Consider the following 21,074-nt stretch of genomic DNA (forward strand, 5'->3'; position numbering starts at 1 on the left):
AGCATGTTAAGCTATGTTTATGACACATTAGCCGAAGCAAACCCGTGAAAATATATCTCGTCGGCGGCGCAGTGCGTGACAAACTGCTCAATCTGCCAATCAAAGATAAAGATTACCTCGTCGTTGGTGCAACACCAGAACAAATGCTACAACTGGGTTACCGCCAAGTAGGTAAAGACTTCCCTGTTTTTCTACACCCTAAAAATCAACAGGAGTACGCACTCGCCCGCACCGAACGCAAAGTAGGCCTAGGGTATGGTGGTTTTAGTTGCCACGCCAGTCCTGATGTGACTTTAGAGCAAGACTTGCTGCGCCGAGATCTTACCATCAATGCCATAGCACAAGACGAAGATGGCACTCTTCATGATCCCTTCAACGGGATAAAAGATCTTACAGAACGTAAATTACGCCACGTATCTGCCGCTTTCGTTGAGGATCCGTTACGCGTATTACGTGTCGCTCGTTTTGCCGCGAGGTTTCATGCCTTAGGATTTCAAATTGCCGCAGAAACTCTGGCACTCATGCGTCAGATTAGCGAAAGTGATGAGCTTAACGCGTTAACAGCAGAACGTGTTTGGCAAGAAGTGGAGAAAAGTTTAGCTGGACCACACCCCGAAGTCTTTTTTGAGGTACTGAACCAATGCGGTGCTCTGGAGGTACTATTTCCCGAAATTTTTGCCTTATTCGGTATTCCTCAACCTGAAAAATGGCATCCAGAAATCGACACAGGTGTGCATACACTGATGGTTATCGCTCAAGCAGCCCTTCTCACTGAGGACAAAAGCGTTCGATTTGCCGCATTGGTCCATGATTTAGGTAAAGCACTCAGCCCCAAAGAGCAGTTACCAAAACATCACGGCCACGGGCAAAAAGGTTTACCGCTGATTAAAGCACTCTGCAGTCGTTTGCGAGTGCCTAACGAAATGCGCGATCTGGCTTTATTAGTTAGCGACCAACATCAAAATGTGCATCAAGCATTCGAACTCAGAGCAGAAACTATCGTCAAAATATTCGATAAAGCAGATTTTTGGCGTAAACCTGAACGCTTAGAGCAACTCATCCTAGCTTGTACTGCCGATATGCGTGGACGCACGGGCTTTGAAAACGATACATACCCGCAAGGTGAGTATTTAACGCAATGTTTTTTCGTCGCCAACAATATTGATATTGCAGCGATCATTGCAGCTGGTTATCAGGGTTCAGAGATAAAAAATGCATTAAATTTACGTCGAATTGAAGTGGTCAGTCAGTTTAAACATCAACTGCAAACCCAATCGTCAACAAACAGCCAGTGATTTGTAACGACTTTGTAATCGCCACATCGCTTTATGGTGAAGAATTGCTCTCTTTACGATTAGAAATATTGATATCACTTCGAAAAAAAGCTTTTAAAAAAAATTTATCTGCCTATAGTGGTTAAACACATTAATATTCGTAGCAAATTAAAATAGCTATGTCATAATTAGGTAGTTTCGCTTACAAAGTAACGAAACATTCTAATCCAACCTATTTTAAGGGATTTTTTACAATGAACACAAAAGTACTGATGATTGCTGGTTTAGCAATGACTGCCCTACTAGGTGGTTGCGCAAACACTACTGCTCTAGAAGAAAGCGTTGCAACTCTGGGCAACAAAGTTGATCAATTGTCAGCTGATGTTGGCTCTCTGAAATCAGAGCAAAGCAAACTGTCTGCAGACGTTAAAGATGCTAAAGCTGCATCTATGGACGCACAAGCAGAAGCTAAACGCGCAAACGACCGTTTAGACAACGTTGCTTCTCGTTACAAGAAGTAATGATAGGTAATTTAGCTTACTATTTAGTAGGTTAAGACAAAAGGCTTAAGAAAGATGAAAGCGATAAGCACATCAATCTAAGCCTTTTTTTATGCCTGTTATTCAAGCTATTAATACTACAGATTGTAAATGCACTAATAATAAAACGTTCAATTGGCTTCAATATCCAAAAGCATCTTTCAAGGAAAATCTACTCATCCCATAAGCGTTAACTTTTATATGTTCCTATATAAACTGTTCCTAACTTATCTTTTAATTAGAATCTTCGTTATTAATCTAAACTTGTAATTTAAACTTTGAAGTATTCATAAAAGTCAGCCGCGCTCATCCTTAACCATTTATTTTTATAAAAAAATAATATTATTTTAAAAAAGAAAACTATTGACAAAAATTGAGGCTATATGGGAAGTAAAAGCAATAAGTAGGTTGTATTTATCACAGAGAAAATAGGCCTAAAGTTAAAAAATCATTACACTTAGCCATTGCAACATAGAAACAACATAAAAACGTCACGTAGAATCATAGACTTGAGTAATCTCGCCTTTTAAAGCATATAAAAACTATCAAACTAAGCCTATGAATTATCTTAAAATTACTCCAATCAACTGTGGTTTTTAGCCTATAGCGATTCACTCACATGCTTATGCGCTAAGACTAATACATAGTCAATTTCTAACGACTCAAAGTGATGGGCTTGAATATCATGCTTCATCTTGTCGGTTGCACGCCACGCATAGGGAGCCATATCCAATAACGTTAATGCCTGCTCGCCTGTAACAGATAAAGTAAAACTCAGTGGCTGAGTGCTTTTCACCGATAATGCAGAGGGTAAGTTTACTTGGAAAGGTTTTTCAGCCAAGTCAGAATAAATATATTCTCTTAGCTGCCATAGGTGTCGTGGCCCAGGCATAACCAATAACATAGTCCCATCGTCTTTCAATATCCTGACAGACTCTTTTCCCTTTAACGGCCGATCAATAACCGTAATAAAATCGACACAATTATCGGCAAACGGTAATTTTTTAGAGGAGGTTAAACACAAGATCCCGGGGGTTTGTGCCTTCGCGGCAGCAAAAATGGCATTTTCTGCGTCCGCTACGCCCATGTACTGGACGTTTAACGGATTTTCAACCTCTGCCAACTTAGACGCTAAAGCACGTAGGTAGAATCCCTCAGCGCATTCATAATCTAATAAACAAGCATCCGTTGTGATAGAGCCAGTGATTATCTCTGCCAATTTATCGACCAAGGGCGAAAAGATACCTGATTCGAGCAGAAAACGCTTAGCTCTCACTTGCTCGCGCGAGTCTCCAGTCGGCTTTTGGCGTTGTGGTTTAGTAAAAACCCAATAACCTTGCTCATTACGATCAAAGTGATGTTTATTCACACAGTAAAAACCTTGGGATGCTTTGTGTTGTTTTAACGCAATTCCGCAGGTTGGACACTGATATTCGAGACCCATATAAAGCTCCAAGAATGAGTTAAAGCTTCAGAAAATGAGGAAGCTTGAAGAACAAAAATCGGGTACTTGACCCGATTCTATTATTTATTATCTAACTATGGTGACCCAATTAGGTGGCTAAAAGAAAATAAATCCACACAACACCGCACCTAGTGCTAATCGGTAGATCACAAACGGGGTCATTCCCATACGGCTAATAATCTTTAAGAAGTAGTGAATACAAGCATAAGCAGCAACAAATGATACTAAAGTGCCTAAAGTTAATGCTTGATAATCAATTGGAAGTTCACTCTCAACTAAATCTTTACCGACTAAAATCGCCGCGCCTAAACTCACAGGTACTGACATTAAAAAAGAAAAACGCGCAGCGGCATCTCGACTTAAACCTAGCATGAGCGCCGCAGTCATAGTCGCACCTGAACGTGAAGTTCCAGGAATCAAGGCTAGTGCCTGTGCAAAACCAATTAATAAGGCTTTACGCCAGCCAGTCTGATACACAGTTAAATCACGGCGCGACATTCTATCAGCCCACCACAATAACAAACCAAACACGACGGTAGTGACGGCGATCACTTCGGTATTTCGCAAATGGGTCGCAATATAATCCTTAGCTAGAAAACCAAAAAATACCGCTGGTAAGGTTGCCAGAATAATCCACCAAGCCAGCTTACTATCTTCCGATTGTTTGCCTTTAAATATACTGGCAATCCACGCATTAAACATTGTCCACAGCTCATGCCTAAAATAAATCACTACAGCAAATAATGATCCGGTATTTACCGCAACGTCAAATGATAAACCTTGATCTTTCCAGCCTAAAAGCTGTGCGGGTAAAATTAGATGAGCAGAACTAGAAATAGGTAAAAACTCGGTTAGCCCTTGAATAAGTGCTAAAATAATAACCTGAAACGTATCCATGACAATCCTATCAATAAATTAAAACGTCAGCCCTTGAGGCCACTCAAACGTCACAGGCCAAAGTCGCTGTGAATCTTTATCATACTCTTGCCACAAAATTGCATAATTTTTTCTTGCCAAGGGATGGAGCAGCGCTGGCGCTAACTCAGCTAATGGCCATAACACAAATGCATTATTGACTATCTCAGCACGGGGTAGCACTATCGGAATTTGACAGACAATATCGTCATAAAGCAATAAGTCTAAATCTAAGGTTCTAGGGCTAAATTTCTTAGCACCGATAAGCCGGCCGTGATTCTGCTCGATTTGCTTAAACTGCGCAACTACCGCAGCAATATTAAGATCAGTTTCAGCACTAGCAACCATGTTCAAAAAATTAGTGCCACTAAAACCAACGGCTTCGCTTTCATACATAGAAGAGAGGCTCAGTGGCCCGAAACACGCTCGCAGAGCTTTCAATCCCGCTTGCAGATGTTGTTTAGGCTCAATATTACTGCCTAAGCTGATATAAATACGTGCCATGCAAATGTCCGATTTATCTGTAGATAAACATTATTTTTTTAAACCATGATGGTGCTTACGTATTGAGTTAACGCGAACGCTCAATTTCAACACCAACAGAGGCAGCAGTTGCAACCGCCCCAGGTTTCATTACAGTGACTTTAACCCAAGTCACCTTAAACTCTTGTAACAAAAAATTTGCGACTCGCTCAGCAACAGTTTCAATTAATTCAATAGGTTGCTCTGTGATAAGTTGAGTTAATCGATTAGAAACCGTCTCATAACAAAGCGCAAATTTATAATCATCGGTCGCTGCGGCATGTTTGATGTCCCATGCCATATCAAGATCTAGTAATAGACTCTGATGGATTTTTTTTTCCCACTCATAAACACCAATCACTGTATCAATACGTAATTGACGTATAAGTACCTTATCCATACATTCTCCAACGACTTATGATATTGAGGTCTGATAAGTTCAAAGCGATTCTCGCTGTATAATCCGCAATCTTCTGATAGAACACTAATTTACTTTCTACTAGAGCCGATCCACAGTAGGATAACGTCCTAAAAGGATTTGCTCATTCAGAAAATATCTGTGTACTAAAGCATGTAGCTGATAACACAGACCGATAGCGGAATTAATAACTGAGTTAGCTTTTTTAAATTGTTGCGCGATAATACCTTAAGACGCGTAAGGAAACCAATGTGAGTCCATTAACACTGACACTTTTGATGATGCTTGCCGCCTATTTGGCAGGCTCGATCTCAAGTGCCGTGCTGGTTTGTAAAATGAGAGGTTTACCGGATCCAAGATTGCAGGGTTCGGGCAACCCTGGGGCTACCAACGTCTTGCGGATTGGCGGTGCAGGTGCAGCTGCTGCAGTGCTGTTTTTCGATATGCTCAAAGGCGCCCTACCTTCTTATTTAGCCTACCTTATGGGTATAGATGCCGTATCTCTTGGGCTAATCGCCATCGCGGCCTGCCTTGGACACATCTATCCCGTGTTTTTTGGTTTTAAAGGCGGTAAAGGGGTTGCAACCGCCTTTGGTGCTATGGCCCCGATTGGTAATGATTTGGCTATTTGCTTAATGGCATCTTGGGTCATTTTGTTACTTATTAGCCGCTACTCCTCCCTTGCCGCTATTCTTACCGCCTTACTTGCACCACTCTATACTTGGCTATTAGATGACAGATTCACCATTCCCGTTGCCATGTTATCGACCCTCATCATTATTAGGCATAAGGACAATATCCAGCGGTTGCTCAAGGGTGAAGAATCAAAGCTATCACGCAAAAAACGCCCTAAGATACCTTAGTGTTAAATATAATGCTTAAAAATAAAAACTGCGCTTAATGCGCAGTTTTTGTTTAATATCAGATAACTAATCGACTGGAGGTAAGGTGTCTAACGGCCATCTTGGCTGACCTTTAACCGTTAAATCCTCATGCTGCCCCGCTTTTAAACGTTGTAATCCCGCAAAGGCAATCATGGCGCCGTTATCGGTACAAAACTCACCACGGGGATAAAATACTTGTCCACCCAGCGAGCTCATCATTTCGGCTAAGGTTTCTCTTAAGCGCGTATTCGCACTCACGCCGCCAGCGATAACGAGGCGGTTGTAACCCGTTTGTTTCAGTGCGCGGCGACACTTAATGGCAAGCGTATCAACCACAGCTTCTTCAAAGGCGCGAGCAATATTGGCACGCGTCTGCTCATCATCTGGTTCTGCAGCAATGGTATTGGCAGTAAAGGTTTTTAAGCCTGAAAAGCTGAAGTTAAGCCCAGGCTTGTCAGTCATTGGACGTGGGAATTTATAACCAGCAGGTAAGCCTTTAGCGGCAAGTTTAGCTAAACGGGGACCACCGGGATAATCTAGTCCCATTAACTTAGCCGTTTTATCAAACGCCTCACCAGCAGCATCATCAACGGACTCTCCTAGCACTTCATAGCGGCCAATACCATCAACTTTAACCAACATAGAGTGGCCGCCAGAAACTAATAAAGCGACAAAAGGAAACTCGGGTGCATTATCCTCGAGCATAGGTGCCAGTAGGTGCCCTTCCATGTGGTGCACACCAATAGCAGGCTTATCCCAAGCAAAAGCGAGAGAGCGTCCAACACAAGCGCCAACAAGCAACGCACCAATAAGGCCAGGCCCTTTGGTGTAGGCAATTCCATCGAGTTCAGCTATTTCAGTATTCGCATCTTTCAGCGCTTGACGGATAAGTGGCACAATTTTACGTACATGGTCACGTGACGCCAGTTCTGGCACCACACCGCCGTAGTCCGCATGCAACTTAACTTGGCTGTATAACGTGTGGGATAACAAGCCTAGCTCATCGTCATAAACGGCAATACCTGTCTCGTCACAAGATGTTTCAATACCTAGAACCCGCATGATGTCTCATCAATTGTTTAATTAAGGGCGCTAATTCTACCTGTAAGTGCTATATTACTCCAGCTACACAAACCATTATTGAACCCACTATAGTGGCGGTTCCCGGTTTTAGGGCTTTACAAGCCTAGGTGTCTCGGTATAAAATTCCGCACCATTTTAAATAGACTTGGTTCGATCAATTGAACCAGAACAACCTACACCTAAGGGGTGATGGCGTATGCCAATTATTAAAGTACGTGAAAACGAACCATTCGACGTAGCTCTACGTCGTTTCAAGCGCTCTTGTGAAAAAGCTGGTATTTTAGCCGACGTGCGTGCTCGTGAGTTTTACGAGAAGCCAACTACTGCACGTAAGCGCGCAAAAGCAGCTGCAGTTAAACGTTTAGCTAAAAAGCTTTCTCGCGAAAACGCACGTCGCGTACGTTTATATTAATCTCATATGAGCCTAATTGATCAGCTAAAAGACCATATGAAGCAGGCCATGTTCGCCAAAGAGAAGGTGCGCTTGAGTGCTATTCGTATGGCATTGGCCGCCATCAAACAGATTGAAGTGGATACCCGCGAATCTCTGACTGATGAACAGGTCATAGCGGTCTTAACTAAAATGGTGAAACAACGTCGTGATTCGATTGCTCAATTTGAAGCAGCGGGTCGCAACGATTTGGCCGACGTGGAAGCAGCAGAGATTCAAGTTATTGAAGCTTTCCTGCCTACCCCTCTTAGCGAGGCGGAAATCACGGCGCTCATCGATGCAACTATTCTAGAAATAGGCGCATCCACTATGGCGGATATGGGCAAAGTAATGGGAGCATTGAAATCTAAAGTGCAAGGACGTGCAGACATGGGCGCTATTGGCGCTATGATCCGTGCTAAATTGCAATAATTAGCGTTTCACTGTATGAACAAGCCGTGCCTATGCGCGGCTTGTTTGTTTAAATTCGCGCAAGGCGGGATTTTAAGCACTCAATGGCAATACCTCGTGATTTTATCAATGAGCTAATCGCTCGCACTGACATCGTAGAACTTATCGATCGTAAAGTGCCCTTGAAAAAGGCGGGTAAGAACTACTCGGCTTGTTGTCCTTTTCATAGCGAAAAATCACCTTCGTTTACCGTCAGCCATGATAAACAGTTCTATCATTGCTTTGGCTGCGGTGCTCACGGTAACGCCATCGATTTTGTGATGGAGTATGACCGACTCGATTTTATTGATGCCATTGAAGATCTGGCGGGCCAGCTTGGATTAGAGGTTCCTAGAGAACAAGGCACAGGCAAGCGACATGACGACGGCTTAAGTCGTGATTTATATCAACTCATGGAAGAAGCTTGTCTTTACTTTCAAAACCAACTTAGACAACACCAAGATAAACAAAAGGTTATCGATTACCTTACTTATCGTGACTTATCCGATGAGGTAATAGAGCATTTTGGTATCGGTTTTGCGCCAGACGGTTGGGATGGCTTACTAAGCCGCTATCGTCAAAATCAAGATGCGCAGGACAAACTACTGACTGCCGGTATGTTAATTAGCAACGACAGTGGTAAACGTTACGACCGTTTTCGTGACCGCCTTATGTTTCCTATCCGCGATAGACGCGGACGAGTGATTGGCTTTGGTGGAAGAGTTTTAGGTGATGGCACACCCAAATACTTGAATTCTCCAGAAACGCCCATATTTCATAAGGGCAATGAGCTTTACGGTCTGTATGAACTAAAGCAACGCCATCGCGATCCTGACAAAGTGTTGATCGTCGAAGGCTATATGGATGTGGTCGCACTGGCGCAATTTGGCGTCGATTATGCTGTAGCCTCTTTAGGTACATCGACTACTGCTGAACAATTTCAGCTATTACTGCGTAGTGCTAAAGAAGTGGTTTGTTGTTACGACGGCGACCGAGCGGGTACAGAAGCGGCTTGGCGCGCCTTAGAAACGGCATTGCCATTATTAAAGCCGGGCGATCAAGTGCGATTTATGTTTCTGCCTCAGGGTGAAGATCCTGATTCTATGGTGCGTAAAATTGGTAAAGAGGCCTTTGAAGTTTTAATGGGTTCTGCCATTGCGCTACCTGAGTTTTTATTTGACACATTAGCCACCAAATACGGTACGGATAAAGGCAACTTAGCGAAACAAGCTTTTATCTTAATTGAAAAAATTCAAGACACTGTGCTGCAAAATTTATTGCTTGAGAATTTAGCTCATAAGCTTGGAATGAACAGCTCAGAAGATATGAAAAAGAAGCTAGGCTTTAGCGTTAAACAAGCTAAGCCAATAGCAAATAGAGGATTAAAAGGACGTGGTACACCATTGCGACTTGCCATCGCATTACTCGTACAACATCCTAAACTGGGATTGGGTTTATCCCCACAGCCCGCACTAGCCCACTTGCAGATGCCAGGCATAGAATTGCTGCCACTGTTATTGGAGATGACTCGAGAGCAAGAGTTAAACAGCGCACAACTACTTGAAAAATTCAGGGAACACTCCCACAGCGGAGCTCTGCATAAATTAGCCCAATGGGACCATCAAGTGGCGGATGAAAACCTGCTCGAAAAGTTTAAACAAACCCTGGTTTGGTTGAACAATCAATATATTGAACAACGATATCAGGAATTGAGTCTTAAACAGACTCATACTAAAGAAGAGAAGATACAGCTCTCGAAGCTGATCTCAGTCATGAAAGGGTTAAACTGAGGCAAAAATGTCCTCATTCACTATCCCCGTGACTAGCACAGATATGTGCACGCGGCTATAATTGACGATTTGCGCGGCATTGAGCTTACGCTCCGTGTCCGTCGTTGTAACAGTTTCCCAACTTGGATGATATCTATGGATCATACTCCGCAGTCGCAACTTAAGCTGTTGCTTGCCAAAGGTAAAGAGCAAGGTTACTTAACCTATGCAGAAGTGAACGATCACTTACCTGCAGACATGGTCGATTCTGACCAGATCGAAGATATTATCCAGATGATCAATGACATGGGTATCCGAGTTTTCGAAGAAGCTCCCGATGCCGATGACATGATGATGTCAGAAGACAATACAGACGAAGATGCTGCTGAAGAAGCCGCCGCCGCACTGGCAACAGTCGAAAGCGAACTTGGCCGCACAACCGATCCCGTCCGCATGTACATGCGTGAAATGGGTACTGTTGAACTTCTAACCCGTGAAGGCGAGATTGTTATCGCCAAACGTATCGAAGAAGGTATCAACACAGTTCAAAGCTCCGTTGCCGAATATCCACAAGCGATCGCGATGATCCTTGAACAATTCGACCAATTTGAAGCTGACGAACTGCGTCTATCCGATATTATTTCTGGATTTGTCAACCCAGACGAAGATGACGTTGCACCGACAGCAACTCACATCGGTTCTGAATTATCTGAAGATCAATTAGATGACGAAGATGACGAAGAAGATGACGATGATGCCGAAGAAGAAGAGGAAGGCAACAAAGGGCCGGATCCTGAAGAGGCACGTGAAAAATTTGGTCAACTCAGAACCGCTTACGAAAGTGCGCTAAAAATTATTGACGCCAAGGGCCGTGAACACCCTGAGTCAGTAAAAGCTTTATTCGAAATCGGCGAAATCTTCAAAGAGTTTCGTTTAGTCCCTAAACAGTTCGATCGTTTAGTGAAAAGCATGCGTACTATGATGGATCGCGTGCGTGTTCAAGAACGTTTAGTATTAAAACTATGCGTTGAACAAGCTAAAATGCCGAAGAAAAACTTCGTCAAATTCTTTACCGGCAACGAAACTGATCTTGATTGGTTCCACACTGAAAAAGCCTCAACTAAACCTTATGCCGAAGGCCTAAGAATGGTTGAAGATGACGTAAACCGTTGTCGCACTAAGCTTGCCGCAGTGGAAGAAGAAACGGGTTTAGCCATTTCAGCCATTAAAGACATCAACCGTCGTATGTCAATCGGTGAAGCCAAAGCGCGCCGTGCGAAGAAAGAAATGGTTGAAGCAAACTTACGTCTGGTAATTTCTATCGCGAAGAAATATACCAACCGTGGTCTGCAATTCTTGGACTTAATCCAAGAAGGTAATATTGGCTTGATGAAGGCGGTGGATAAATTCGAATACCGTCGTGGTTATAAGTTTTCGACTTACGCAACTTGGTGGATCCGTCAGGCAATTACTCGCTCTATCGCCGACCAAGCACGTACGATCCGTATTCCAGTACACATGATCGAAACGATCAACAAGCTGAACCGTATCTCTCGCCAAATGCTACAGGAAATGGGCCGTGAGCCTTCACCTGAAGAACTGGCTGAGCGTATGATGATGCCGGAAGATAAGATCCGTAAGGTATTAAAAATCGCTAAAGAACCTATCTCCATGGAAACCCCAATCGGTGACGATGAAGATTCGCATTTAGGTGATTTTATCGAGGATACAACCCTCGAATTACCACTGGATTCAGCGACTAGCGAAAGCTTGAAAAACGCTACCCACGAAGTATTAGCGGGCCTAACCGCTCGTGAAGCGAAAGTACTGCGTATGCGTTTTGGTATCGATATGAATACCGATCATACGTTAGAAGAAGTGGGTAAACAGTTTGACGTAACGCGCGAGCGTATTCGACAAATTGAGGCTAAAGCACTGCGTAAGCTTCGCCACCCTTCACGCTCAGAAATCTTAAAATCGTTCTTAGACGAATAACCGGACGAAAGTCCACTAAGCTAAAACGATAAAGCCCTGCTCTTGCAGGGCTTTTTTATGTCACGCCTCTGTCCACCCCAAGATCATTAAGCTGTAATAGAGCATAAAATGGCTAAGTGCACGCCTGATAAACCAACAAAGTTGATTAACAGATAACCACTTGAATCAATTAGGTGAATTAGAGGCAAAAACACCAGTGACAAGCGCAAACAAGCTTAGTATAATTCCACCCGCTTTAGACAGTGACGACTGTCTTTAGTCGGCCCCTTAGCTCAGTTGGTTAGAGCACACGACTCATAATCGTTAGGTCCACGGTTCAAGTCCGTGAGGGGCCACCAATTCTGATAAGGCGTAGTCGGTTAATCACCACTACGCCTTTTTCATGTCTAAAATAGTAGTGACCCTTTATTGAGTCACTGCGCACGATTCTCCCCATAAACGATTTTAACTACGTAAGATATTAAAAAAATTCTCTAATAAAAAACTCTTAGATGAATAGCCTTCATTCTAAAAGTTTTTTAAATACATATAAAACCGTCAAACTGACGTTTTAGGTTTTTAACTTACCTAATTCTTCATGTTGTTGTTTCACTAAATCGGCTAATACCACGCTGCTTCGCTGTGCTTCATCGGCTAGACGAGCAAGCTCAGATGCCGATTCTGAAATCCCCGTAATATTGCGGTTAACCTCTTCAGTTACGGCGCTTTGCTCTTCAGCGGCGGTTGCTATATGCGTAATCTGGCCTGATATTTCCTCAATTTGGTTTACCATTAAATTCAACGAAGATAAGGCTTGCTCTGTCTGAGTCACGGCCATTTGCGCCCGTTCAGCCCCTTTATCGATAATACTTGAAGCACTATGTACTTCTTTTTGGAGTGCATCGATAAGCACGCCGATATCATCCGTGGAGCTTTGTGTTTTTGACGCCAATGCTCTTACTTCATCGGCAACGACGGCAAAACCACGACCTTGCTCACCCGCTCTGGCGGCTTCAATTGCCGCATTCAAAGCGAGTAAGTTTGTTTGTGCCGCAATCGAACTAATCACCTCAAGAATTCGACTGATATTAGTGCTACTTTCGGCTACTTTGCTGACAGCAACTTTAGCCTGCAATGACTCTTTCGACATTGTCGCCACGTAATCCATTGCTTTAGTTAAGCTTTGCTCACTTATACGAATATTGCGTGACATAGCCTCTGTTTCTGCCGCAGTTTGTTCCGATGCTTTAGCAACTTCGAGTGCGGTTGCGCTCATTTCATTTACCGCAGTCACAACACTTTCAATCTCTCCATGTTGACGCTGCACGCTATCGCGAGTTAATTGGGCTATTTCGGCTGAAGATTGGCTTTCTTGTTGAGTGCGACTCGCTAAAATTTTAAGTTCTTCAATAAGACCTTTTAGCTTATAGATAAAGGAATTAAAGCCTTTTCCCAGCGCGATGAGTTCGGCATGTGAGTCGACCTCAATCGATTGGGTCAAATCTCCCTCTGCGCTAGCAAGATGCTCTACTCTATTTTGAATCATCTTCAGTGGTGAAATAATGCTGCGAAGCACCAAACTAATAGTAATGACGGCAATCACTGATACGACTAACCCCACGATTAATAGTAGGCTACCAAGTGATGTGGCCATTTCATCCATTTTATTATTAAGTTCAATTGAACTTTTATAGGCTTGAGCGTTAGGGACTTGTATCACCAGTGACCACTCAGTATTAGCGAGTGGGATTTTAATCGGATAAGCGACAATAATTTCATCGCCCTGCGCCATATACTGTGCATTTTTATGTAATGAGCTTATTTGCGCCGCCAATTTAGGATCTATTGATTCCGATAGGGGACGCGCTTTTTTACTGTCATAACTGGACGCAACAATAAAGCCATGATTACTCAATAATGTGACCTTAGCTTGTCCGTCGTAAAGGCTCTTTGCTAATTGTTCAATTAATGATTGGAATACCGGTAAATTAACATCAACACCTATTACACCGATAAATTGCTTATGCTTAATGATTGGCACGGTCAACGAGGTCATTAACTCGCTATTGCCAGGGACAATTTCATACAAATAAGGTTCCATTAAACAAGGCTTTAGCGTTTCTTTCGCACATAAATACCATTCAGCATCACGCACACCAAACTCATTCACACTCGTAAGATATTTTTCTGCTGAATCATCCACTTGTTGATGTTTTACACTGCCATCACTGTTACGGGTGTAATACACTTCTAATGCACCAGAAGAGGCAACGCTATGGCTAACATCTACGTTTAAAAACTCACTATCGAGACCGTCATAACCATTCGGTTCAAATTGAGCATACATAGAAGAAGTTTGCGCATTTTTCTTTAGTACTGCGGCAAGTGCAAGCTCAAGCCTGTCACGCTTTAAGGGTAATTCTTCAGCAGTGCTTTCAACAATCCCCGCAAAAGAAAAAGGAATACGATAAGCCTCATTAATAAACCCCGCGACCATTTCACCATATTCGCCTGCTCGAGCCTCTAGCTTATCGCGGATCTCCAGTTGCAGTGTTTTTTGTACTTGTTCAGATACCTGTACATTTTGGTCAGATAATGCCTGCCAGAGACTGATAGTTAAAATTGCAACAATCGATAGGAACAATGCGGAAGTAATCCACAACAACTTAGTACTGATGGATAAATGCTTCATCTGGTTAACTCCCAAGGGATGACAATGGCACAATAATCTTGAGCTATTTTATTTCTAATATTCATTAAACTAACTTAAAAATGGCAAGCCACTTTTAAGCTCACCCACATTATCATCAAAGATAATTTTTTGTTGCCAACAAGTAAAATATTAGCATTAAAATAAAGGCTAAGATGTAGAAGTATCTCTTTATCTGGCGACATAAACATCTATCGGCCTCTATTACTTAAATTCAGCTTAAAATTTTAAAATTATTTGTAACAAAACCTATTCTGCTGCTTTACACCATTGGTTTGCAGTAAGTATCACCTTATAATCTTCCCCCCTTAAATCTAAAAAAATAATGTTGGAAGCAAGCTATATGACTATTGGGACTGCTCCGGTAAGTAAAACACATTCATTTATGACTGTGTCTCTTATCGAATTATGGGAACGCTTTGGTTATTACGGCATGCAAGCGCTGATTGTGTACTTTATGGTGCAGCGCCTTGGCTTTGATGACTCACGTGCAAACTTAGTATGGAGTGCCTGTGCGGCGCTCATTTATGTATCACCGGCGATTGGTGGTTGGGTTGGGGATAAGATCCTCGGCACTAAACGCACTATGCTGCTCGGCGCGGGGATTTTGTCTCTGGGTTATGCGCTGATGGCCGTACCCACTGAAAATACGTGGTTTATGTTTTCAGCGCTCGGCGTGATAGTGGTCGGTAACGGCCTGTTCAAACCCAATGCGGGTAACTTAGTTCGTAAAATTTACGAAGGTGACGATTCTAAAATCGACAGTGCGTTTACCATCTATTATATGGCGGTCAACGTTGGCTCGACCTTCTCTATGTTGCTGACGCCTTGGATTAAAGATTATGTCAACGCCCAGTATGGCAACGAATTCGGCTGGCATGCCGCCTTTGCCGTGTGCTGTGTGGGTATATTGGTGGGATTAGGTAACTATGCATTAATGTATAAAAGCCTCGCTAACTATGGTTCTGAGCCAGATACACGCCCAGTAAATAAAAAAAGCCTCACAATTGTATTAGTTCTGGCCGCGTTTTCAGTTGTGGCCTCGGCTGTTATTCTTGAATATGAAGCCGTTGCGCGCATCTTCGTTTATGCCGCAGGTATTGCCGTGTTAGCAATCTTCTTCCACTTGATCCGCACCAGCGAAACCAGTGAACGAGCGGGACTGATTGCGGCGCTGATCCTTACCGTGCAAACCGTGTTCTTCTTTATCTTCTATCAACAAATGTCGACCTCGCTTGCACTCTTTGCATTACGTAACGTGGACTGGGATTTCCAAATTTTTGGTACCCATTTGTGGACTTGGTCACCGGCCCAGTTTCAAGCATTGAATCCATTATGGATTATGGTGTTAAGTCCAATCTTGGCGTGGAGTTATTCGTGGGCGGGTCGTAATGATAAAGACTTCTCTATTGCGGCGAAATTTGCCCTCGGTTTTGCCGTTGTAGCGATTGGCTTCTTTATCTATGGCTTTGCCGGACAATTCGCCGTCAACGGTAAAACCTCTTCATGGATCATGATCTGGGGCTATGCCTCTTACTCTTTAGGCGAATTGCTGGTGAGTGGTCTTGGTCTTGCTATGATTGCCCGCTACGTACCTGCGCGTATGGGCGGCTTTATGATGGGAGCCTATTTCGTCGCATCAGGTATTTCACAGTATCTGGGCGGTGTGGTCGCTAACTTCGCCAGTGTACCGAAAGATTTAGTCGATCCACTGCAAACCTTACCCGTATACACCAGTCTATTTAATAAGTTGGGTATCGCGGCTGTGGTCTGTACCTTTATCGCCCTTGCGGTATTACCGCTAATGCGTCGCCTGACTGAGACTCACCATTCACATAATAATACTGAGAATGAAAGTGCTGCAGCATCGCTAAGGGATGTGAAAGCCGAGCAGTAATGCTCGATTGACAATAGCGATTTATCTATTGCATAACATCAACTGCCGATAGCCCTGCTATCGGCAGTTTTTTTATCACTTCACTTAGTGATACCAATCACGTTAAATATCTAATCAGTTCAGAGCCTCACAGGCATTTCAATCCAAGGCGCATTGACGCAGTAATGGTTATTCCCTTTTAAGTCAATGCAACACGGGAGTGGGATGCCTGTGTGGCTCCCGAAGGGCGGCTGATGTTAACGGCATGGCAATGCGCTTTATACTGCGTTTAAGGCTTTCGACAGAGCACTACTATGTCTTCAAGCCTTCGCCTTGTCTAAAGCGCGTTGAACTCCCGCTGAATGAACAGATATTTAATACGATTGGTATTATACCCTTGTGTTGCAACTCATAACCAAATGAGCTGTAGCAAACGTCACCCAATCCCGCAGTGACAGGCCTAGCGCTGAGTTGCTGAGAATAAGATCTTCAGTTCCACATTATCGTCCCTCACGCTGGGATGACTTCACCGTCTCGATTTGTTACAAAGCAAGTATGAACCCAGACGCACTCAGTTTAATAGCGCTGCTCAAGTGCAAACTCAAATTGACATGACTAATGAAATAACGAATGGGAAAGAGTTAGCCGTTCAAGCTTGAGAAGCGCGGTACTTAGCCCCATATCAATATCACTGAATACCTTTTATTCATCAAGACTGAGCCGTTAACGCTTGTTCTTCGCTATGCGCCTAACACAGTTAGCGCCGCTTGTTTTCGCTAGCAAAAAACGGCAGTCACTTGGAGACACTATGTCACAACAGACATCAATATTGGCCGATATTCCCTTCTCGCTATTAGAACTCGCGCCCATGCGCCAAGGTTCGACTGTGGGTGAAACGCTGCACAACAGTTTGCAGTATGCCAAGGAAGCCGATCGCCTCGGCTTTAATCGTTTTTGGTTTGCCGAACACCACAATATGCCCGGTATCGCCAGCGCGGCGACCTCAGTATTAATTGGTTATATTGCTGGCAATACGCAGCGTATTCGCGTCGGCGCGGGTGGCATTATGCTGCCAAACCATGCGCCATTAGTGGTCGCCGAACAGTTCGGTACCCTTGAAAGTCTCTATCCTGGTCGCATCGATTTAGGACTGGGACGCGCACCGGGCAGCGATCAAGTTACCAGCCGAGCACTGAACCGTGATACCAGTCGCGCCGAACAATTCCCTGAAGAAGTCAGTGAATTACAAACCTTACTCGGCCCTTATAATGGTCGCCATGCGGTGCGAGCGATTCCAGGGGAAGGCACCAATGTGCCGATTTGGTTATTGGGTTCGAGTCTCTTTAGCGCACAATTAGCGGCGCAGCGCGGTTTGCCCTATGTGTTTGCGGGCCACTTTGCCCCACGTTTTCTTTACGATGCGATTGAAATCTATCGCCGCGACTTTAAACCTTCTCAAGTGCTTGATAAGCCCTATGTGATGTTAGGTTTGCCGCTCGTTGCTGCCGACACTGATGAAGAGGCGCAATTTCTGGGCACTACCTCGAAACAGCGCGTACTGGCGCTTATCCGTGGTCACGAGTTATGGTTAAAACCTCCGGTTGAAACGATGGATGGCTTATGGAGTGCGCAAGAAGAAACCTATGTCGATAATTTCTTAGGTTTATCTGTCATTGGTGGCCCAGCGACGATTAAGCATCGTTTGGAAATGATCGTCAAAGAACTTGGCGTGAATGAGTTTATCTTTACCAATGACTTGTACGACCTTGATAAACGCAAAAAAGCGCTGCAGATCCTAATGGAGATTAAACAGTAGCCATTCAGTAAACTGACTCGTGCTGAAAGCCATTGGCAGTAAAAATGGCAAACGCCAAAACAATCGCCACTTCCATAAAAAATCCCGCCTAAGCGGGATTTTTATTATGTAAGACTGTCATCTAAAACAGCTTTTATATCAAAGCAATATTAGCTTTTCAGTACGGCATCGAAGCTGGCTTTGAGGATACCAAGGCCTGCATCAATTTGTGCATCCGGCGCGGTTAATGGCACCAAAATACGCAGCACATTACCGTAAGTACCGCAGGATAATAAAATCAATCCTCGGTCACGGGCATCAGCCAACACTTGCGCGCAATAGTGCGGTGCAGGCTTGCCATCTTCCATTAATTCGATAGCGATCATCGCGCCTAAACCACGCACATCGGCGATTTGGGCATGTTCGACCTGCATCACATTCAATGCAGACTTAATGCGCTCACCTATGGTATTGGCACGATCTAACAGTTTTTCTTCTTCAAACACTTCAATAACAGCAAGTGCTGCGGCGCACGCTAACGGGCTGCCACCATACGTACCGCCAAGACCACCCGGACCAATCGCATCCATCACTTGCGCGCGGCCAGTAATGCCAGAAAGTGGGAAACCACCCGCAATAGATTTAGCAAAAGTAGTGATATCTGCACTCACGCCCATTTGCTCCATGGCAAAGAAAGTGCCGGTACGGCCAGCGCCCGTTTGCACTTCATCGGCGATCAGCATAATGCCTTCACGATCACACAATGCGCGCAACCGCTGCATAAAGGCGGGTGATGCAGCATAAAAACCACCCTCGCCCTGTACTGGCTCTAAAATAATGGCGGCAATATCACTTGGCTCGGCATCATTTTTAAAGATGCGTTCAATCGATGCCATCGCATCATCATCGGACACGCCGTGCATCTCGCACGGGAACTCGGCACGGAACACATTCGCCGACATCAGACCCATACCTTTACTGTAAGGCGCGACTTTTCCGGTCAGTGCTAAGGCTGCGATAGTGCGACCATGGTAGCCAGAGGTAAACGCAATCACGCCAGCACGTTTGGTATAGGCACGCGCCACTTTAACTGCGTTTTCAACCGCTTCTGAACCACTAGTGAATAATGCTGTCTTCTTGGCAAAATCCCCAGGCACCAGTTGATTGAGCTTTTCACACACTTGGATATAGCTCTCGTAACCGAGCACCATAAAACAAGTATGAGAGAAATTATCCAGCTGAGCCGCAACCGCCGCCTTCACTTTAGGGTGAAGATGACCGGTATTAAGCACAGCAATGCCGCCCGCAAAATCGATAAACTCGCGCCCTTCAACATCCCACACGGTCGCGTTTTCGGCGCGCGCGGTAAAGATTGGGTGAATTTGCCCGACACCACCCGCAACTGCGGCTTGGCGACGTGCCATCAATGAATCATTGGTTGTTGTCATTTAGTGTTCCTCACACGCCAAATCGGACCGTATTAAACGGACATGCAGATGTACTTCATTTCTAAATATTCTTCGATTCCGTACTTAGAACCTTCACGGCCCAGCCCAGAAGATTTCATCCCGCCAAAGGGCGCGACTTCCGTCGAAATCAAGCCAGTGTTGACCCCAACCATGCCGTATTCCAAGGCTTCGGCAACTTTCCACACCAGCGAAATATCGCGGCCATAGAAATAAGCGGCAAGGCCAAATTCAGTATCGTTAGCTTGTTTAATGACATCGTCGACATCGCTGAATTTAAACAGCGGCGCGAGTGGACCAAAGGTTTCTTCGCGGGCAACGAGCATGCTTTTATCAACGTTAGTGAGCACGGTTGGCTCGAAGAAATTACCGCCAAGGTCGTGGACTTTACCACCAGCGAGCACAGATGCGCCTTTGGCAATGGCGTCGATAAGATGACTTTGCACTTTTTCGACCGCAGCAGCATTGATCAACGGACCCGTAGTAACGCCCTCCTTGATGCCCTCTCCAACCTTAAGCTTGCCCACTGCAGTGCTGAGTTTTAAGGCAAACTCGTCGTATACACCGTCTTGCACATAAATGCGGTTTGCGCAGACACAGGTTTGGCCGGCATTACGATATTTAGCAATCATGGCGCCTTCGACAGCGGCATCGATATTGGCATCGTTAAACACGATAAATGGCGCATTGCCGCCAAGCTCTAGCGACAGTTTTTTTAAGGTAGGCGCACATTGCGCCATTAATTTAATACCGATATTGGTTGAGCCAGTGAAAGACAGCTTACGCACTATCGGGTTGCTGCACATTTCATTACCAATCTGCACCGCATCACCCGTTAACACACTAAATACGCCCGCAGGAATACCGGCACGCTTAGCGAGTTCAGCCATCGCTAATGCGGTAAATGGTGTTTGGTGCGCCGGTTTTACCACCATAGTGCAACCCGCAGCCAACGCTGGAGCGGCTTTACGGGTGATCATAGCCGCAGGAAAGTTCCACGGCGTTATCGCGGCGGTTACACCGACAGGCTGCTTGATCACCATCAAGCGCTTATCCCCTTGATGCCCGGGAATGGTATCGCCATAAATACGTTTCGCTTCTTCGGCAAACCACTCGATAAACGAAGCCGCGTAGGTTACTTCACCTTTGGCTTCTGCCAGCGGTTTACCCTGCTCGGTCGTCATGAGCAATGCTAAGTCATCACTGTTTTCATTAAGTAATTCAAACCAACGCCTTAACTTAGCGCCGCGCTCTTTGGCTGTGAGCGCTCGCCATGCAGGTAAAGCCGCTTCTGCCGCCTTAATCGCCATCTCAGTTTCAACTTGTCCCATATTAGGAACATGACCAATCAGGGCATTGGTTGCGGGATTAACCACCTTTAACGTGTCACCAGAAACGGCATCACACCATTGACCATTAATAAAAGACTGTTGATGTAGCAAACTCGGATCATTTAATTGCACAAGGATTTCCTCGTATTGTGAAGCTACCTAGCTTCTTAAAA

Annotated in this window: 17 protein-coding genes and 1 tRNA gene; 10 read left to right on the forward strand and 8 right to left on the reverse strand. The window is 44.5% G+C overall.

The window, feature by feature from the left end; genetic code table 11:
* Positions 1-44: 44 nt before the first annotated feature.
* Entirely contained in the window at positions 45-1,295 is a 1,251-nt protein-coding gene (locus ACRN9H_RS09080) for a multifunctional CCA addition/repair protein (RefSeq protein WP_432313390.1), read from the forward strand.
* A gap of 233 nt (positions 1,296-1,528) precedes the next feature.
* Positions 1,529-1,795, forward strand: a complete 267-nt coding sequence (locus ACRN9H_RS09085) for an Lpp/OprI family alanine-zipper lipoprotein (RefSeq protein WP_220772934.1) — start codon at positions 1,529-1,531, stop codon at positions 1,793-1,795.
* A gap of 619 nt (positions 1,796-2,414) precedes the next feature.
* Here ACRN9H_RS09085 and ACRN9H_RS09090 read toward each other — a convergent pair.
* From ACRN9H_RS09090 to folB, 4 genes are all read right to left on the reverse strand, one after another.
* Positions 2,415-3,257, reverse strand: coding sequence for a putative RNA methyltransferase (locus tag ACRN9H_RS09090; RefSeq protein WP_432313391.1), 843 nt, complete (start codon positions 3,255-3,257; stop codon positions 2,415-2,417).
* Positions 3,258-3,374: 117 nt separating this feature from the next.
* Positions 3,375-4,175 carry an undecaprenyl-diphosphate phosphatase gene (locus ACRN9H_RS09095; RefSeq protein ID WP_432313392.1) on the reverse strand — a complete coding sequence of 267 codons (801 nt, stop codon included), beginning with the start codon at positions 4,173-4,175 and terminating at the stop codon, positions 3,375-3,377.
* A gap of 18 nt (positions 4,176-4,193) precedes the next feature.
* Positions 4,194-4,697, reverse strand: coding sequence for a 2-amino-4-hydroxy-6-hydroxymethyldihydropteridine diphosphokinase (gene folK / locus ACRN9H_RS09100; RefSeq protein WP_432313393.1), 504 nt, complete (start codon positions 4,695-4,697; stop codon positions 4,194-4,196).
* 67 nt (positions 4,698-4,764) lie between these two features.
* Positions 4,765-5,115 (reverse strand): dihydroneopterin aldolase, encoded by a 351-nt coding sequence (gene folB, locus ACRN9H_RS09105; RefSeq protein ID WP_432313394.1) that lies wholly within the window; start codon positions 5,113-5,115, stop codon positions 4,765-4,767.
* A gap of 269 nt (positions 5,116-5,384) precedes the next feature.
* On the opposite strand from folB, the gene plsY reads away from it, so the two are divergent.
* The gene (plsY, locus tag ACRN9H_RS09110) at positions 5,385-5,996 is read left to right on the forward strand and encodes a glycerol-3-phosphate 1-O-acyltransferase PlsY (RefSeq protein WP_432313395.1); all 612 of its coding nucleotides are present in this window, start codon (positions 5,385-5,387) and stop codon (positions 5,994-5,996) included.
* Between the two features lie 66 nt (positions 5,997-6,062).
* Here plsY and tsaD read toward each other — a convergent pair whose 3' ends face one another.
* Positions 6,063-7,079, reverse strand: coding sequence for a tRNA (adenosine(37)-N6)-threonylcarbamoyltransferase complex transferase subunit TsaD (gene tsaD, locus ACRN9H_RS09115; protein ID WP_432313396.1), 1,017 nt, complete (start codon positions 7,077-7,079; stop codon positions 6,063-6,065).
* A gap of 217 nt (positions 7,080-7,296) precedes the next feature.
* Between tsaD and rpsU the strand changes: the two genes are divergently transcribed.
* The 5 genes from rpsU (at position 7,297) to ACRN9H_RS09140 (ending at position 12,082) form a co-directional block, all read left to right on the forward strand.
* Positions 7,297-7,512: a 30S ribosomal protein S21 gene (rpsU, locus tag ACRN9H_RS09120; protein ID WP_006080725.1), complete on the forward strand. Its 216-nt coding sequence runs from the start codon at positions 7,297-7,299 to the stop codon at positions 7,510-7,512.
* 6 nt (positions 7,513-7,518) lie between these two features.
* Entirely contained in the window at positions 7,519-7,962 is a 444-nt protein-coding gene (locus tag ACRN9H_RS09125; protein ID WP_076496994.1) for a GatB/YqeY domain-containing protein, read from the forward strand.
* An 83-nt stretch (positions 7,963-8,045) separates the two neighbouring features.
* Positions 8,046-9,770, forward strand: a complete 1,725-nt coding sequence (dnaG, locus tag ACRN9H_RS09130) for a DNA primase (protein ID WP_220772939.1) — start codon at positions 8,046-8,048, stop codon at positions 9,768-9,770.
* A 135-nt stretch (positions 9,771-9,905) separates the two neighbouring features.
* Entirely contained in the window at positions 9,906-11,744 is a 1,839-nt protein-coding gene (gene rpoD / locus ACRN9H_RS09135) for an RNA polymerase sigma factor RpoD (protein WP_432313397.1), read from the forward strand.
* Positions 11,745-12,005: 261 nt separating this feature from the next.
* Positions 12,006-12,082 (forward strand) — tRNA-Ile (locus ACRN9H_RS09140).
* Positions 12,083-12,294: 212 nt separating this feature from the next.
* Here ACRN9H_RS09140 and ACRN9H_RS09145 read toward each other — a convergent pair.
* Positions 12,295-14,415, reverse strand: a complete 2,121-nt coding sequence (locus ACRN9H_RS09145; protein ID WP_432313398.1) for a methyl-accepting chemotaxis protein — start codon at positions 14,413-14,415, stop codon at positions 12,295-12,297.
* Between the two features lie 361 nt (positions 14,416-14,776).
* Here ACRN9H_RS09145 and ACRN9H_RS09150 point away from each other — a divergent pair, with 361 nt between their 5' ends.
* Together ACRN9H_RS09150 and ACRN9H_RS09155 are read left to right on the forward strand one after the other, a co-directional pair.
* On the forward strand, positions 14,777-16,330 hold the full coding sequence (locus ACRN9H_RS09150; protein WP_432313399.1) for a peptide MFS transporter: 1,554 nt from the start codon (positions 14,777-14,779) through the stop codon (positions 16,328-16,330).
* A gap of 787 nt (positions 16,331-17,117) precedes the next feature.
* Complete coding sequence (locus tag ACRN9H_RS09155; protein ID WP_011846119.1) at positions 17,118-18,125, forward strand: LLM class flavin-dependent oxidoreductase; 1,008 nt, start codon at positions 17,118-17,120, stop codon at positions 18,123-18,125.
* A 149-nt stretch (positions 18,126-18,274) separates the two neighbouring features.
* Here the strand turns inward: ACRN9H_RS09155 and gabT are convergent, their stop codons facing one another.
* Positions 18,275-19,552, reverse strand: a complete 1,278-nt coding sequence (gene gabT / locus ACRN9H_RS09160; protein WP_011846118.1) for a 4-aminobutyrate--2-oxoglutarate transaminase — start codon at positions 19,550-19,552, stop codon at positions 18,275-18,277.
* Positions 19,553-19,584: 32 nt separating this feature from the next.
* Positions 19,585-21,033, reverse strand: coding sequence for an NADP-dependent succinate-semialdehyde dehydrogenase (gene gabD / locus ACRN9H_RS09165; protein ID WP_259215147.1), 1,449 nt, complete (start codon positions 21,031-21,033; stop codon positions 19,585-19,587).
* Positions 21,034-21,074 lie beyond the last annotated feature (41 nt).

This window comes from Shewanella sp. MF08487, from assembly GCF_050848685.1.
In the GTDB taxonomy this organism is placed as follows: Bacteria; Pseudomonadota; Gammaproteobacteria; order Enterobacterales; family Shewanellaceae; genus Shewanella; species Shewanella glacialipiscicola.

Bases quoted from the DNA above. Each gene is read 5' to 3' on its own strand.
- ACRN9H_RS09085 (WP_220772934.1), top strand. From the start codon at position 1,529: ATGAACACAAAAGTACTGATGATTGCTGGTTTAGCAATGACTGCCCTA.
- ACRN9H_RS09090 (WP_432313391.1), bottom strand. From the start codon at position 3,257: ATGGGTCTCGAATATCAGTGTCCAACCTGCGGAATTGCGTTAAAACAA.
- ACRN9H_RS09095 (WP_432313392.1), bottom strand. From the start codon at position 4,175: ATGGATACGTTTCAGGTTATTATTTTAGCACTTATTCAAGGGCTAACC.
- folK (WP_432313393.1), bottom strand. From the start codon at position 4,697: ATGGCACGTATTTATATCAGCTTAGGCAGTAATATTGAGCCTAAACAA.
- folB (WP_432313394.1), bottom strand. From the start codon at position 5,115: ATGGATAAGGTACTTATACGTCAATTACGTATTGATACAGTGATTGGT.
- tsaD (WP_432313396.1), bottom strand. From the start codon at position 7,079: ATGCGGGTTCTAGGTATTGAAACATCTTGTGACGAGACAGGTATTGCC.
- rpsU (WP_006080725.1), top strand. From the start codon at position 7,297: ATGCCAATTATTAAAGTACGTGAAAACGAACCATTCGACGTAGCTCTA.
- ACRN9H_RS09125 (WP_076496994.1), top strand. From the start codon at position 7,519: ATGAGCCTAATTGATCAGCTAAAAGACCATATGAAGCAGGCCATGTTC.
- dnaG (WP_220772939.1), top strand. From the start codon at position 8,046: ATGGCAATACCTCGTGATTTTATCAATGAGCTAATCGCTCGCACTGAC.
- rpoD (WP_432313397.1), top strand. From the start codon at position 9,906: ATGGATCATACTCCGCAGTCGCAACTTAAGCTGTTGCTTGCCAAAGGT.
- ACRN9H_RS09145 (WP_432313398.1), bottom strand. From the start codon at position 14,415: ATGAAGCATTTATCCATCAGTACTAAGTTGTTGTGGATTACTTCCGCA.
- ACRN9H_RS09150 (WP_432313399.1), top strand. From the start codon at position 14,777: ATGACTATTGGGACTGCTCCGGTAAGTAAAACACATTCATTTATGACT.
- ACRN9H_RS09155 (WP_011846119.1), top strand. From the start codon at position 17,118: ATGTCACAACAGACATCAATATTGGCCGATATTCCCTTCTCGCTATTA.
- gabT (WP_011846118.1), bottom strand. From the start codon at position 19,552: ATGACAACAACCAATGATTCATTGATGGCACGTCGCCAAGCCGCAGTT.